At 69.0% G+C, this 15,332-nt stretch carries 11 protein-coding genes and 2 pseudogenes; 1 reads left to right on the top strand and 12 read right to left on the bottom strand.

Translation table 11 applies throughout. The features are described from left to right. The 8 genes and pseudogenes from NBG84_RS15150 to NBG84_RS15185 form a co-directional block, all read right to left on the bottom strand. Positions 1 to 328 (bottom strand): nitrobindin family protein (locus tag NBG84_RS15150; protein WP_250919953.1); only part of this gene is annotated, 328 nt, incomplete at its 3' end. A 99-nt stretch (positions 329 to 427) separates the two neighbouring features. Further along, positions 428 to 2,293: an ABC transporter ATP-binding protein gene (locus NBG84_RS15155; RefSeq protein WP_250919954.1), complete on the bottom strand. Its 1,866-nt coding sequence runs from the start codon at positions 2,291 to 2,293 to the stop codon at positions 428 to 430. Next, positions 2,286 to 4,031: an ABC transporter transmembrane domain-containing protein gene (locus NBG84_RS15160; RefSeq protein ID WP_250919955.1), complete on the bottom strand. Its 1,746-nt coding sequence runs from the start codon at positions 4,029 to 4,031 to the stop codon at positions 2,286 to 2,288. The genes NBG84_RS15155 and NBG84_RS15160 overlap by 8 nt, the downstream gene beginning before the upstream one ends. Positions 4,032 to 4,036: 5 nt before the next feature. Next, on the bottom strand, positions 4,037 to 5,887 hold the full coding sequence (locus tag NBG84_RS15165; RefSeq protein ID WP_250919956.1) for an SIP domain-containing protein: 1,851 nt from the start codon (positions 5,885 to 5,887) through the stop codon (positions 4,037 to 4,039). A gap of 212 nt (positions 5,888 to 6,099) precedes the next feature. Beyond that, a pseudogene (locus NBG84_RS15170) lies at positions 6,100 to 6,936 on the bottom strand (ABC transporter ATP-binding protein); the annotation flags it as partial. Positions 6,937 to 7,075: 139 nt separating this feature from the next. Then, complete coding sequence (locus tag NBG84_RS15175) at positions 7,076 to 8,203, bottom strand: FecCD family ABC transporter permease (protein ID WP_250919958.1); 1,128 nt, start codon at positions 8,201 to 8,203, stop codon at positions 7,076 to 7,078. Then, positions 8,200 to 9,252 carry a FecCD family ABC transporter permease gene (locus tag NBG84_RS15180; RefSeq protein ID WP_250919959.1) on the bottom strand — a complete coding sequence of 351 codons (1,053 nt, stop codon included), beginning with the start codon at positions 9,250 to 9,252 and terminating at the stop codon, positions 8,200 to 8,202. Before NBG84_RS15180 ends, NBG84_RS15175 begins: the two co-directional genes overlap by 4 nt. A 100-nt stretch (positions 9,253 to 9,352) precedes the next feature. Continuing rightward, positions 9,353 to 10,387, bottom strand: a complete 1,035-nt coding sequence (locus tag NBG84_RS15185; protein ID WP_250919960.1) for an ABC transporter substrate-binding protein — start codon at positions 10,385 to 10,387, stop codon at positions 9,353 to 9,355. Positions 10,388 to 10,566: 179 nt separating this feature from the next. On the opposite strand from NBG84_RS15185, the gene NBG84_RS15190 reads away from it, so the two are divergent. After that, on the top strand, positions 10,567 to 11,340 hold the full coding sequence (locus tag NBG84_RS15190; RefSeq protein WP_250919961.1) for a helix-turn-helix transcriptional regulator: 774 nt from the start codon (positions 10,567 to 10,569) through the stop codon (positions 11,338 to 11,340). 392 nt (positions 11,341 to 11,732) lie between these two features. On the opposite strand, the gene NBG84_RS15195 is transcribed toward NBG84_RS15190, so the two are convergent. From NBG84_RS15195 to NBG84_RS15210, 4 genes and pseudogenes are all read right to left on the bottom strand, one after another. Continuing rightward, positions 11,733 to 12,200 carry an Asp23/Gls24 family envelope stress response protein gene (locus NBG84_RS15195; protein ID WP_250919962.1) on the bottom strand — a complete coding sequence of 156 codons (468 nt, stop codon included), beginning with the start codon at positions 12,198 to 12,200 and terminating at the stop codon, positions 11,733 to 11,735. An 83-nt stretch (positions 12,201 to 12,283) separates the two neighbouring features. Continuing rightward, positions 12,284 to 12,498: pseudogene (locus tag NBG84_RS15200) on the bottom strand (gas vesicle protein); the annotation flags it as partial. A gap of 329 nt (positions 12,499 to 12,827) precedes the next feature. Continuing rightward, positions 12,828 to 13,400 (bottom strand): GNAT family N-acetyltransferase, encoded by a 573-nt coding sequence (locus NBG84_RS15205; protein WP_250919963.1) that lies wholly within the window; start codon positions 13,398 to 13,400, stop codon positions 12,828 to 12,830. A gap of 85 nt (positions 13,401 to 13,485) precedes the next feature. Further along, on the bottom strand, positions 13,486 to 14,559 hold the full coding sequence (locus NBG84_RS15210) for a PP2C family protein-serine/threonine phosphatase (protein WP_250919964.1): 1,074 nt from the start codon (positions 14,557 to 14,559) through the stop codon (positions 13,486 to 13,488). Positions 14,560 to 15,332 lie beyond the last annotated feature (773 nt).

Here is a 15,332-nt window from a genome sequence, read left to right on the forward strand (position 1 = left end):
CGGTGGGCTGGGTGATCAGCGCCTCCACCCGCCCATCGGGCTGTAGCCGCCACCAGCCGCTCTCCCGAGCCGACGGCCGCAGAGGAGCGCCATCCCCGTCGAGCAGCCAGGCGCGCGACTCATAGTGGAGGAAGGGACGCCCGTCATGGCTGAAGGTGACCTCCTGCGCATAGCTGAACTCCTCGTCGAGCGTCGGGTATCCACCACGACCCCGACCCGCCCAGGTGCCCAGGAACCCGATCAGGGGCGCCAGCAGGGCATGCGGCGCGGGCCCTTCGTCCGGCCGGAACGCGTCGGGGTACGGGTACTTCTGGGCAGGGTCGAACACGATGTGCGCTCCTAGGTCGAAGGCCGGTGTCATTCGGCAGCCTAGGGCGTCGATCCGCTGCCGCCGGACAGCGGTGTGTTGGACACCATGGCTGGGCCGTCAGCGGCCTCGACGCTGATGAGCGCTCTTCGGTTGCTCCGCGTGCACCGGCCTCGAAGGACCGTCTGTGCTCCACGCTCGCCATAGCCGCGCGTAGGGGCCGCTGGCGGCGACGAGTTCCTCATGAGTGCCGGTCTCGACCACCCGTCCGGCGTCGAGTACGAGAACGCGGTCCGCGGTCGCGGCCTGGGAGAGCCGATGGGCGATCACCAACGCCGCCCGCCCCCGGACAGCGGCAGTGGCGGCATGGTCCAGCAGGGCGGCGTCGACGGTGCCGGCGTCAGCGGTGGCCTCGTCCAGGATCACCAACTCCGCGTCGGCGAGCACCAGCCGTGCGAGGGCGGCGAGTTGTGCCTGCGCCGCGGTCAGCGGATGGCCGCCGTGCCCAACCGGGGTGTCCAGCCCGTCGGGCAACGCGGACACCAGGGCCGTGGCGCCGACCGCCGCTAGTGCTCGCAGGATGCGCTCCTCGTCCGCTACGGGGGTCGCGAGGGTGAGGTTGTCGCGGAGGGTACCGGTGAAGACGTGGGTCTCCTGGGTCACGGTCATGATCCCGGCCCTCGGGACGCTTCGGGTGATCCGGCCCGCAAGGGGCTGGTGAACGCCGGAGACGAGGGAGGCGATCGTTGACTTTCCGGACCCTGTCGCGCCGACCAGGGCGACCACCTCACCGCGAGCGATCCGAAGACTGACACCGGACAGCACCGGGTTGTGTGGGCGGTAGGCGAAGTGCACTTCCTCAGCCGTCACGGCAGCGACGGGGTCACCGTGGGTGGTTGTGCCCGGCCCATCGATGTCCGCGTCGTCTCCATCGGTCAAGGGCGTTGGCTCATGCCCATCCGGGGGGCAGGGGTGATGGATGACACCGATGAGTCGTCCGAGGGCTGCGAGGGCGGATTGCATATCGTCCATGACGAAGAGCAGCGCGTCGATCGGGGCGACCGTGCGCAGGAACAGCAGCGCGGCGGCGGTCACCTGGCCGGGAGTGGCGTCGCCGGTGAGGGCGAGCCAGGCACCGATGCCGAGGACGGCGATCAGTCCGACCGCTTCGCCGAGGTTGAGACGCCCGAAGAGCCGATTCTGCACGATCCGGGTGCGCATGGCCCACCGCACCGCCTGCCAGGTGGAGTCCCTGATGCGTTCCAGTTGGCGGTTTTCGAGGCGGTGGGCGGTGACGGTGGGAAGCTCGGTGAGGGTGCCCAGGATGTGTTGCCCGCGCAGGGACTGGGCGGCGCGTTCGGCGGCGTAGACCTTCGGGGCGGTGCGCAGGTACCAGTGCACGGTGAAGGCGTAGAACGGGATGGTGACCGCGAAACCGAGCAGGTAGCGGAGGTCGAGTGCGCCGAGGCCCACGGCGACGAGCACGATCGTGAACCCCGATGCGCACAGGCGGGGCAGCACCTCCGGCAGGGGTCCCGAGATCTGGGCGATGTCGTCGCTGGCCCGGGTGACCACGTCCCCGGCGCCGGCGCTCTCCACCACCGGGCGCGGGAGGTCGAGGGCGGCGGCGACATAGGCCTCGCGCACTTCCGCGATCAGCGTCTCCGCGAAACGGGCCAACGCCGCCGCGGCAACCCAGGCAAGTGCCCCCGCAGCGACCGCCGCACCGATCAGAAGCGCGACCCGCCACCAGAACCCACCCGGCGCCCCTGTCCCGTCGGCGGCGATCACCGTGTCCGTCAGACCGCCGACAACCAGGGGGAACACGAGGGACATGGCGGCCTCGGCCAGGAAGAGGAGCAGAATTCCGGCCAGGGCGAGGCGGCGGCCGTGCAGCGCCCTCCACAGTTCCGCAGCCACCTGCCCGCCTGAGGCGACCGGCAACAACCGGCCGTCGCTCGTTAGAACCGTCAGCGGCTCAGACATCGACTCTCGTCTCCTCGTGGATCACGACAACCAGGTCGGCGACGGTGCGGAAGGCGGCGGAGGCGGTGAGTACCAGTGTGGTCCGCCCGGCCCGGTGTTCCCGCAGTCGGGTGGCGATGCCCTGCTCGGTGACCGCATCCACCGAGGTGGTCGGCTCGATCAGTACCAGCACCTCGGGGTCGGCGGCGATCGACCGGGCCAGGGCGACCCGCTGGCGCTGCCCACCCGACAGTTCCCATCCACCGTCGGCGAGCACGGTGTCGTATCCGTCGGGAAGTTCGGCGGCGTCAACACCCGCGACGGTCAGCGCAGTCCGTGCCGTCTCGACCGAGTTCGGGGTGGAGCCGGCGCGGACGTTGTCCAGCACCGTCCCGGCCAGCACTCCCGGCGTACGCGGGGCGACGAGCAGGTGCTCACGGAGCATCGTGGGATGGTGCTGGTGCACGGCCCGGCCACCATAGGTGACACCTCCCGCCGACGGCGCCGCCCGGAGGGTGAGGAGACCGGTGAGAGTCGCCTGGGCGGACTGCGGTAGATCGAGCACAGCGAACTGACCGGTGCGGACGGCGGCGTCGAGCACAACACCCTCGACCAGGCCGAGTTGGTCGAACACCAGGGCCCGGTCCACCTTGTCGACCGGCGCCGCCGTGCCGGCCGCGGCAGGATGGGGTGGGGTGGCCGCCAGATCGAGCACGCGCTGGGCGGAGGCCTGTGAGACCGCCCAGAACGACCCGAGCGTGCCCACCAGGCTGTCGAGGGGTCCGATCAGGGTGACCCCGACTCCGGCGACGGTGACCAGTTGCCCAGGCGTGATCTCCCCGCTGAAGGCCCGCGCTGCGGCGGCGATCACCACCGCGGCGGCAAAGGCCTGCGCCGTGGCGGTGCTCAGACCCTCGAACCGGGCCTGCGCACCGCGCGCCGACAGGGTCGCCCGCAACGCGGCACGGCTCACGCTCCGGTACCGGGCAGCAGCGGTGTGCTGGGCGTGCAGGCCTCGGATCACCCGATATCCCGCCACCAGGTCGGCGGCCGCCGCAGCCGCATCGGCCAAACCCGCCTGCTCTGCCCCGCTGCCACGGCGCAGGGGCCGGGCGGCGAGATGCATCAGCAGCAGCACCACAGGCAGCGCGACGATCACCCCGATACCGAGGGCCGGGTGCACCCAGAACAGGATGCCGGCCGCGACGATCAGGCCGATGGCCTCGCCCGGCGGGTAGACGGTGACGTACAGGGCCAGACAGGCGCGGTGCACATCGGCGGTCGCCAGCGACAGCAGCCAGCCCGGTGCCCGGGCGGCCCCAGCCAGGCCGCGTTCGTCGAGGATGCGGCCGAGCACGGCCTGCGACAGCTCGTACTGCGCTCGCTGCACCCCGAACCAGCCCAGCCGCCCGCCGAAGCGGTATCCGATGTTGATCAGGGCGTACAGGCCCATGAGTACGGCGAGCCAGCCCGTCAGCGCCGATCCGATCGAACCGAGGCTCGCCCCCGTGGAGGCTGGTGTGATCACCGTGTCGACGAACTGCCCGACGGCAACCGGCACCGCCATCGTGGCGACGTTGAACACCACCAGCAGCAGCGCGCCGGGCAGCACCCACGCCCACGCGGAACGGATGATCGCCCCACTCAACCGCGCCGGTGACCAGCCGGGATCGACGCGCAGCCGGGGCTCCCGGGGTGCGGCGCCGGCCTCGAACAGGCCCCAGCGCTGTTCGTCTCGTCTGCCTTGCGGTGCACACATCCGGGTCAGCCCCGAGGGGCGAGGGTGTAGAGGGTGTAGCCCCACCCGACCGTGGTGCGCTCCACGAGGTGCAGTCCCGCGGCGGTGAACAGCGCGCGGTGTGCTTCGTGATCCCGTGTGCCGCCGCCGTACAAGGCGAAGTCGATCAGATCGTCCTCGTAGTCGTGCTCGTCCGCCACATCCGGGTTGAGGACATCACCGAACACCAGCACCCGGCCGCCGGGGTTCAGGCTGCCGGCGGCCTGACGCAGCACATGGGCCGCGTCGGCGTCGGTGAGGGTGCGCAGCACATCTGCCAGGAGCACGGCGTCGGCGGGCACGGGGCGCGGCCCGAGCAGACTGCCGGGCTCGTAGGCGATGTGCTGGTTTGCCGGGTACACCCGTTGGAGGGCCTCGATCTCCGAGGGGGCGGCAACGATCGTTGCGCGCAGTTCGGGATGGACCTTGGTGAGGGCGGTGGCGAAGCTGCCGGGAGCCGGGCCTGCGACAGCGACCGTGGAGAGGCCGGCGAACGCGGCGGCAGCGGCGAGTGCGCCGGCGACGTAGAGCGCCTCCTCGGCCTCGTGCTCGGTGCGGGCGGCAAGCAGGGCGGGGTCGTTCTGGACGCGCTGGGCGTACTCGGCGCCGAACCATCGGGCGTGATCGCCCTGGCCGGTGCGCACGGCGGCGAGCAGTGACAGTACGCCGCCGAGTTCACGCTGGGCGCGCAGCCCATCGAGGTGGAAGGCTTCGGTGAGGTAGTCGCTCTCCAACTCGCCGCCCAGGCCGGTGAGTTGGTAGCGGTCGCCGTCGAGCCGTTCGGTCAGGTTGACGGCGGCGAGATAGCGCAGCAGTTTGCCGAGCCCTGCCGGGTCGCTGCCGGTCGCGGTGGCGAGCTCTGCGATGGTGCGCGGTTGACCGTCGAATGCGGCCGCGAGGCCGATGGTCGCCGCGATCCGGACGGCGAAGCCGGGGAGGATCTCGGCGAGTTCATGGAACCGCTTCGTTTCGTCCTCGCTCGCGGTGAAGTCGGGGAGCGAGGCGTCTTGGTCGGAGACCGCGACCTGTTGGCGACGCCAGTACCCGGTGATGTCGACCTGTTCCTTGGCCAGGCCCTTCTCGTTCCTCAGCCACCGTCGGATCGGGGTGAGGGTGAGGGTTTCTCCGGCGATCCAGGCGTGTACCGTGCCCTGCCGCCAGGGAGCCTCGCGGATGGCGTCGAACAGCAGGGTGGTCGTGCCCGGTTCGGCACCGTCGCGGCTCAGCCAGGTCAGCGTCACCCCGTCCGGGACCGGGAGGTCCTGCCGGTGCTGGGGCTGGCCGATCTCGATGAACACCTGGCCGCGGGCGCCGGCGGGCCACTCCTCCAGCCACCGGCCGATCGCCGGTAGCGCGGTCTCGTCACCGGCCACCAGCGTCCAGTCCGCGCCTTCGGGAGGAAGCGAGGAGGACTTCGGGCCGGCGATCTGCACCCGCTCACCCGGCCGCACCCGATACGCCCAGGCCGCCGCGGGACCGACGCCGTGTTGGACGAAATCGATGTCCAGCTCTCCGGCCACCGGGTCCCAACGGCGCACGGTGTAGGTGCGGAAGAGCATATGAGGGTCTTCGCGGGGCCAGTTCAGCACGCCGTCCGCCTGCGTCGGTCCCACGGCGGCCTCGGCGTCGGGATGCTTGAGGATGATCTTGAATTCATCATCGAACCCCTCCGAGCGGAACGCCGCCACCGGGTATCCGTTCGCCGCGGTGTGGGCGGCCAGTTCGGGACCGCCCAGGGTGACCCGCCGCATCCCGGGCGTCACATCCGTCACACGGAGAACGTCCAGGGTGCGGGTGGTGATGGGGAATACCTCGATGGACCTCAGGCTGCGTGCCATGGCTATCACTTCTCCGGGTGGATGTCGGCCGTGATGGGGCTGGTGGACGGGACGGGGCCTGCCACCGATGCGTCTACGTCGAGTACGCCTGGTGTATCCGTTCCGCCAGGCTGAACAGGCACCCCAGGGGCAACGGGCGGAACGGGCTGGGCAGTCACCACGGGCCGCACTGGCCGGACAGGTGCCACCGGCGGCACTGGCTGGGCAGGTGCCGCTCGCGGGTCCAACGGCACCACCATCGGGGTACCGGTGACGGGGTCGGGAACGACCAGGGAACGCAACCCGAATACTTCCTCGATCAACTCCGCGGTGATGACCTCGCCCGGTCTGCCGGTGGTGACGATGCCGCCGTTGTTCATGACCACCAGGTGGTCGGCGTAGCGAGCGGCCTGGTTCAGGTCGTGGAGAACCGTCACGATCGTCTTGCCCTGGTCGTGGAAGGTACGGAACAGCTCCATCAGTTCGTACTGGTGGGCGATGTCCAGGAACGTGGTCGGTTCATCCAGCAGCACGATCGGCGTCTGCTGCGCCAGCAGCATCGCCACCCACACCCGTTGGCGCTGGCCCCCCGACAGTTCGTCCACCAGGCGCCCGGACAGTTCGGTCAGCCGGGTCGCCCGCATCGCAGCCGCGACGGCGTCCTCGTCCGATGGACGCCACTGATGGACCAGGCTCTGGTAAGGGGCACGACCGCGGGCCACCAGGTCCGCGACCCGAATCCCGTCGGGAGCGAGGGAGGTCTGCGGGAGTAGGCCCATCCGGCGGGCGATCTCCTTGGACCGGTAGGTGCTGATCGCCCTGCCGTCCAGCAGTACGCGGCCCGCCCTCGGGGTCAGCACTCGGGCGAGTGCCCGCAACAGGGTCGACTTGCCGCACCCGTTCGGCCCGATGATCGCCGTGAATGACCCATCGGGTATCCGCACCGACAGGTGCTCGGAGATGACGGTCCTGTCGTATCCGATCGTCGCCTCATCGACGACAAGCCGTGGCTGGGCTGCGACGGCCGTGTCATCGGGTGGTTGTTCGTCGGTTCGTTTCTGATCGGTCATGAGGTCCATGGGTTCGTTCTCTTCGGTGCGATCAGTGCGGTGGGTTCGAGGCGTGCGGTGAGTGATGCCGGTGCGGTGGGTTCGAGCAGTGCGATGAGTGATGCCGGTGCGATGAGTGATGCCGGTGCGGTGGGTGCCGTCATGGGGAAACGCCGTACTGCCGTCGGGACTCACGGATCAGTAGCCGGATCAGATACAGACCGCCCAGGCAGACGGTGATCAGACCGACCGGGATCGGTCGATAGAACTGGGCGATGAGCATCGCGAGGAAGTGCGCGGCCGCCAGCAGTGCCGCCCCCATCGCGGCGGCCGAGAGCATGCTCACCCCGGGTGAGCGGGTCAGTCTCCGGGCCAGTTGCGGGGCGACGAGGGCGACAAACCCGATCGGCCCCGCCGCGGCGGTCACCAGCGCCGTCGTCGCGACGCCTACCACCAGCAATGCCAGTCGGGCGGGTTGGACCCTGGTGCCCAGGGTGATGGCCGCGTCGTCACCGAGCTCCAACCGACGCAGGTACGGCGCGAGGAGCACCGCCGCCAGAACGATCACCACGGCGATGACCAGCGAAGGGAACATGCCGCTCCACGCCACTCGGGTGATGGACCCGGCGCCCCAGAACCCGACGGTCATCGCGTCGGTGAGGTCGGCGCGGGCGATCAGATAGGCATTGATCGAGCCGAGCATCGCCGACACACCGATGCCCACGATGATCAAACGGAAGCCCTGTACTCCGCGCCGGTAGGCCAGCACGTACACCAGCAACGCTGTGGCCAGACCGCCCACGATCGCCGCGCCGGCGACGGACCAGTAGCCGCCCCTGCCGAACACCAGGATGCACAGCACCACGGCCGTATAGGAGCCGGCGTCAAAACCGATCACATCCGGCGAGCCCAGCGGGTTACGGGTCAGCGACTGGAAGACGGCACCGCCGATGCCCAGCAGCGCGCCGAAGACGATTGCGGCCACGACCACCGGCAGGCGCCACTCCACCACGATCACCCGGTGGAACTCCGCCCCGGAACCGGTGAGTGCCGCGATGACATCACCGATCGTCAAGGCGTACTCCCCGAACCGAATCGACATCACCGCCAGTGTCAGCGCCGCGAGGAACAGAACCGCGCTCACCGTGGCCAGGCGCACACCCATCCGCACGGAGAACCAACGGCAGCGAAGGCCGCGGACCTCGTATCCGAAATCGACTCTGTTCGGGTCGCGCTCGCTGGCCGTTGAGGCCTCGCCGGACGGGTTCCGCGCGATATCCGCGTTCACAGCCCGCTCGCCTTCCGTCGCCGTACGAATGCGATCAGGGCGGGCGCTCCGATCACGGCGGTGAGGATGGCGACCTCTATCTCCCCAGGGCGGGCGATCACTCTCCCCAGCACGTCCGAAGCCAGTACCAGCACCGGGCCGGCCAGCGCCGAGTAGACGATGATCCACCATTGGTCCGGTCCGACGAACCAGCGCACGATGTGCGGCACCATCAGGCCCACGAACGCGATCCCGCCGGTCAGGGCCGTCGCGCCGCCGGCCAACAGGGTCACTGCGACGACACCGAGGATCCGTGTGCGTAGCACCTTCGCCCCCAGTGCGACCGCGAGGTCATCGCCGAGGGCGATCGAGTTCAGCGACCCCGAGACCGCCACCGCGATCACCAGACCGATGACCAGGAGCGGAGCGACCGCGACCGTGTCGTCCAGGCTTGTGCGGGAGATGGAACCCAGGCCCCAGTTGCGGATCGAGCGGAAGGTCTCCGGGTTGATCAGGGTCAGGAACGTGCTGAATCCGTTCAGGACCGCGCCCAGCGCGACTCCGGCCAACACGAGCGTCACCGGTGTGACTGTCCCTCGCTCGGCTGAGCCGATCAGATAGACCAGCACCGTCGCGGCGGCCGCGCCCGCGAACGCGAACCAGACGTAGCCGGTGATCCCGCTCAGTCCGAAGAACCCGACCCCGAGGGTGACGGCGAACCCCGCGCCAGCGTTCACCCCGAGGATGCCGGGGTCGGCCAGCGGGTTGCGCGTCAGCGCCTGGATCGATGCCCCGGCCGCACCCAACGCCGCACCCAACGCGATTCCCACGACCGTGCGCGGAACCCGGAGGGTCCAGACGATGACCGATGCATCCGATCTGTCACGGTTCCAAAAACCCTGCCATACCTGGGCACCCGACAACTGGTTGGCGCCGACGGCCAGGCTCGCCAGGATGGTCAGCGCCAGTACGCACAGGAGCAGCGCGAGACCCAGGAGGCGACGAGGCGGGTCGATGTTCCGTCCGGCAGGAGCGGTCAGGCGGCTGGCGTGCTCGCGAACAGTCGTCATACGGAGGGAACCGCCCAACGAGCAGCGAAACCGTTGGGACGACTTCCGGAGTGCCCGGGAAGGCCGACCCCAGGTGGCTGCCTTCCCGACGTGTTGTGTCTCAACGGATCGCCTTCGCACCGAAATCGGCGAGCTGGTCAATCAGCCAGGGCACACTCAAGACGCTCTGGACGTTCAGTCCCCATGCGAAGTGGTTGGTGCGCGTCTTCTTGTCTGCCGGATTGACGATCGCCCGCCCGTCGGCCACCGCCGGAACGGCCTTGACCAGTGGCGCGTCGACGAAGTACTCGGGGTTGGCAGACGTGCTGAGCAGCAGGAAGTCGGCGTCGATCAGCCCGACGAGTTCGTCGCTGATGGTGCCGTCCTTGGTGAATTTCGCCGCTGCTTCGGGCAGTACGAAGCCCAGTTGCTCAAGGAGCAGTGCGGTGTCGGAGCCGGGGGAGCTCGCGTAGTACGGGCCGTACTTCTCCTCGTACACAATGATGTGAGTGGCGCTCCTGCCCTTGAACTCGGGATGATCGGAGCGGGTTTGCGCCACCTTCTTCTCCGCCGACGCGACAGCGTCCTTGGCCGCGGCGGTGAGGTCGAGGGTGTTCCCCAGCTTCCGGGTGAGCTCTTGCCAGGTCAGTTCGCCCTGCGCCGCGTAGAGCACGGGGGCGATGGTGCTGAGCTTGTCGAAACGAGCCTGATCGAACGTCTCGTAGGCGGCGAGGGCGACGATGAGATCCGGAGAGGCAGCGGCCACCGACTCGGCGGACACCTCGGTACCCGCGTCGGCGTCCCAGAGCTTCTTTATGCCCTTGACATCGCCCTTGTCGAGCCATGGGTTGCGGTCGACGGTGGACGGCGCAAACACCGGTGTGCCACCGAGAGCGAGCAGGGCATCGGTATCGAGGGTGTTCGCGGTGACGATCGCGATGCGCTCGGGACGCTTGTCGAGCGATGTGTCGCCAAAGGGCGTCTTCAGTGTGAGCGGGTACTCGGTGACGCCCTCGGCAGCGGGGAGGGCGACGGAGGTGCCACCCGAGGTCTCATCGGCGACGGGATCACCGGAGGCTGTGCATCCCGTGACCAGAAGCAGACCGGCGATGACGACGCCCATCAGGCGGGTGGCACGTGTGCGGGGCGTGCGCATGGCTTTCATGGGACCTCTCGGATGTTGATGCTCGGATCTTGATGCTCTTGGCCAGATCTGTGTGTCGGCCGAGCAGAGGGACGCCAGGGGCTCGCAACTATGGTTAGCCTTACCTATGTGATGGCTCCAGTGCGAAAAACGACAACTTCGCTGCAGATCGTGACAATCGGAGTGAGCTCGTGACCGGGCGTAGGAGGGATTCGCGATCACATGCGTCCCTCTCCTCGCTCGACTTCCCGCTCCATATACCGAGCGTCGACATCCCCGAACGAGTGCACGATGACGAACACATGGCGCTCTGGCAGATCAGGGGAAGCACCCTGGTGCAGTGCGGGGAGAGCGCCGTCGAGATCACCGAGGGAGAGGTCATCTGGTTGCCCGCGGGGACCAGACACGCGCTGGAGGTCCGGGCGAACTCGGTGCTGTTCCCGCTCTCCATCTCGGTGGATGAGATCGCCACCGTGCTCACCGGTATCACCGTGGTGTCGATCCGCAACGACGAGAAGATCTACTTCCTCGCCCTCCACCAGAGCCAGAGCACGATCATCAGGCCATCTGCGAACATCCAGCGACAGGTACTGTCGATCCTCGAACGCCGTGTGCTGGCCTCCGACGATCTGCCGCTGCCGACGAGCCCTGGTGCCGCGGCGGTGGCGGGTGCCCTGCTGTTCAATCCCGGCGATGACCGGCGCATCCTCGATTGGGCGCTGGAGGTGCGAACCAGCGGTCGCAGCCTGGAGCGGGCATTCGTCGCGGAGACCGGACTGACGTTTGGACAATGGCGCACCCGAAGCCGGATGCACGCCGCAGCCCGGCTACTGCGCGCGGGCTCGTCGGTGGTCTCCGTGTCACAACGAGTGGGGTACGAGGACCCCAGCAGCTTCGCCCGGGCTTTCCGTGACTTCCATGGCATGAGCCCCACCGAGTACGTGGCACCGGATCGGGAGACCTGACGAGGAGCCGACCGGAGCTGCTGGCGTTGTGCATCGGGGATTTCGCGGAGGAGGCGGCGCTCAGCGATCCAGGAGTCCAGCAGGCCGGGGTCTGTCGCAGTCAGCTCGCCGAGGACCAGTGGGAAGGAAGAGCCTACGTCGGTGCCCGGCTCCTCCCCCGGCCCACGCAGGCCACCATCCCCACCGATGCCGATCTCGGCGGCCGCCGTAGTAGCGGAAGCAGCACACGGAGAATCAGATGACCATGAGGTGCCCGGCCAGCGGCGGGCGTACTCCAGCAGTCTCTTTGTGAGGGCTTGGCAGAAAGCTGCGGCAGCTCTCCAGCGAAACACCAGACGGCGGCGCCCGGCCGAGTAACGCCTATCGTCAAGCGGACAGAGCGGGTAGGGGGCTCACCGCACCCGGGAACTCGACCCACGGTCAGAGCTGCTCCCCGCGTCGTCGCCGCTGTCGTCGTCTTCCTCCGGGACATGGACGTCGAAGACATGGATGTTGATCTCGACGACCTCCAGGCCCGTCATCGTCTCCACCGCGTCCGTCACATGCGTTCTGATCCGGTGGGCAAGTTCATGGATCGGTACGCCGTACTCCACCTCGATGGCGACGTCGATCGCCGTTTGCTTCTCTCCGACCTCGACTTTGACGGAGCGTCCCGCTCCGGACCCCCCGGAGATCTTTCCCGTAACCGCCCCGATCGCCTTCGTAGCTCCGCGGCCGAGGGAATGCACGCCCTCCGTCTCGACGATCGCGATGCCCGCGATCGTCGACACAACGGTGTCGGCGATCGTGGTCGTACCCCGCTCGGAGGCCGCGGCCGTGTTCCTGTCGGTCGACAAGTTCCTGCCTTCGGTACCAGCCATCGCTGCCTCACAGAGATTCGTCGCGAAGGGCGGCATCCGCCCGGATCGAACCCCCCACCCCACTCTGCGCCCGTTGGGGTCGATCCGCCATTGGGGGACCCCTGGGGGCGCTCACTGACCGAGGACGGCAGGGCGCGCAGTGACAGTCGTACGAGGGGTACGTCCGCGATGGCGATGACCCGGTCCGCGCTGATCAGCACTCCGGTGGCCAGCACTCGGTCCAGCAGGTCCCACGAGTGACACCCCGATGGGCCCGTCAGGGGTTCCGACCGTCCCAGGGCACCACGCCCGGCGACATCGTCACACCAACGAAGCAGTGGTGGACCCCTGGCCCGGAGAGCTCGATCTGTGCGCCGGTACGTTCCCGCAACGCGTCCACCAGCATCGCGAACCCGTCCGTCCGACGATCGACGAGCGGAAGGTGATGGCCGCGTTCTGGACCACGTGCTCAAGCCGCTCGCCGACCGGCCCCGGCCTGCCGCTGATCGAGGGCAGAGGCTTCGCCTCCAAGGAGTCCGAGGCCGACCTCGTCTTCCAGGCAGCGGGGTTGCCCCACCCGCCGTTCAGGCGGGAGCAGCCCGCCGCTGCCCACCACCCTGCCGGCCGTCGCGGCGCCGGGCGGATCTGTCAGCGCAGGTCGAGCCGCATCAGGACGCGGGGGTGACCGGCCAGCACCGAGGTGGTGCCGGCGGCGTGGACGAACCCAGCGCGCTCGAAGTTCTTCCGGATCCCGACGTACGCCATCGTCACATCGACCTTGGCGCCACCGTTGTCGAGCGGGTACGCCTCGATGGCCGGTGCACCGTGGGCACGAGCGAACTCGACCGCACCGGCGATCAGGGCGTGCGAAATCCCCTTCTTGCGATGGCCAGGGCGCACCCGGACGCACCACAGCGACCAGACCGGCAGGTCGTCAATGTGCGGGATCCTACGGCTGCGCGCGAAGGAGGTGTCCGAGCGGGGCGCCACGGCGGCCCAGCCGACCGGCTCGGCGCCGTCGTACGCGAGCACCCCCGGCGGGGGTTCCGCACGGCAGAGCTCGGCGACATACTCACCGCGGGCCGGCCCACGGAGCTCGTTGTTGAGCTTGGACGGGACCCGATAGCTCAGGCACCAGCAGACGTTGGCCCCAGGTGACTTCGGACCGACCAGGGTGCGCACATCCTCGAAGGCTGAAGCCGAGCGAACTGCGATGGTCATGGTCCCACGATGTCACGACGTACCTGGTGACACCCCTTAACCCCTTAACCCCATAACCCGGCAGCACGGCAGCACGGCATCGGAACTACTCGCCGGGGTCGGCGGTCAGGGCGATGAGGGCCGTGTCGTCGGTGACGGATCCGCCGGTGTGCCGCATGACGTCGGCGACGACCATCTCCAGTAGTTCGGCGGGATGGGAGAACAGTGTGTCCGCAAGTGCTGTGAGGGGCTCGTAGAAGGTGCCGTGGGCGTTTCTGGCCTCGGTCAGACCGTCCGTGTAGAGGAGCAGGGTGGCCTGCGGACCGAAGGGGTACTCCTGGGGCCGTACCTGTGCGGAGCCGAGCCCGGCCATCCCCAGCGGCAGCGCCGCCTGTTCGGGCTCCAGCAGCCGAGGTGTCCGGCCTGGATCGATGAGGAGCGGTGCGGGGTGACCGCGGTTGACCAGCCTCACCACCCCGCCCGCTGCCGGGAACTCAGCGAGGACCGCGGTGGCGAACAACTCGTCGGCTTCCTGGCCTCCGCGCCTCTCCCTCTCACGGGTCAGCGCGCCGTCCAACCAGCCGGCCACGGTCGCCAAATCGGCCTCCCTCTCGACAGCCTCTCGGAACGCGCCGACGGCCACCGCGACCGCGCCGACGGCTTCGAGCCCTTTGCCCCGTACGTCTCCCACCACGGCCCGCACCCCGTACGGTGTCGTCTGTACGGCGAAGAAGTCACCGCCGATCAGGGCGTCCGCGGCGGCGGCCTCATAACGCGCCGCGACCCGTAGGCCGTCGAATCGTTGCGCGGGTGTCGGCAGGACCGCGCGTTGCGCGGCCTCGGCGTTTTCCCGGGCGGAGGCCAGTTTCACTCCTCCGCGACGAATCACCACGTTGATCACCAGGGCCAGCGCGGAGACCATGACCAGGGTGATCTGCTCCGTGTACGCCTGCGGCTTTGCCAGAGTGCCGCCTTGGAGGTGTTCGGCGGTGACGACGGCGGTGGCCGTCAGGGCCGTCAGCAGGGTGCCAGTGAAGGAGAAGAAGGGCGCCGCGGCCAGCGGAGCGGCGGCGAGCAGGGGTACGGCCGTGAACTGCCGAGGTGTGGTGAAGGCGTACGCCGCGCCCGCCACGATCAGCAGCACGGGCAGCAGCCGGATGAATCTGGCGAACCCCGTCACATGTCGCTGCCTGCCCCCGGCCGGTACGGCGCTAACCGGTACGTACGCCAAATGGCCATGCATCCGTCGGGAGCCTGCCCTCGGATCTGCGAGGACACCCGCCTGCTCCTGGCCAAAGCCAGGACCTCGCGCAAGTCGGGTTCGCCTCTCGTGGATCCAGGGCTCGTTTGGATGGTGAAACGTACAGTTGGCCTATGAGCGCGCGGCTTGCCCTGCTCACTGCCGTCGACGAGGACGTCACGGAGAGTGAGGCGTACAGCTGGCCGTGGCTGCCTACCGACAGCGGGTTTCCAGTTCCGGTGTGTGCTCCGGGGTGTGCAGATCCCACCGGACGCTACCGACCAGCTCCTACGCCTGCCGTTCTCGTGTACGTCGGCTCCGGCCCTGGGCGAGCGTCTCCCGGACCGGTGCACATCTGCTGTCGCCTTCCGCTATCCGTACTCAGCCAGCCGAAGCCACAGGACCCCGAGGATCGTGGTGACCTGCGCCCACCAGGTGACGCCGGGGAACGCCAGCCCGTCCCCGCGCCGGAGCGCACACGCCCTGCCCGCGGGGGCGCGGGCGGGAACACCGCGGCGGACTCTGCCAGCGCGGCCGCCGGCGGCGCCGTCGCGGCCCGACCGCTGTCAGGAACCGCCATGGCCGGCGGCCCCGTTCCCACCAGCTACAGCCTCCCCTACTCTTACTTCCGGGACACCCTCCACGGTGTCAACGCGCAGGCGACCACGGCCCTGGCCTACTGGACGCGGACGCACGGTGGGGTATTCGCCGGA

Source organism: Streptomyces albipurpureus (assembly GCF_023701525.1).
GTDB classification, from domain to species: Bacteria; Actinomycetota; Actinomycetes; order Streptomycetales; family Streptomycetaceae; genus Streptomyces; species Streptomyces albipurpureus.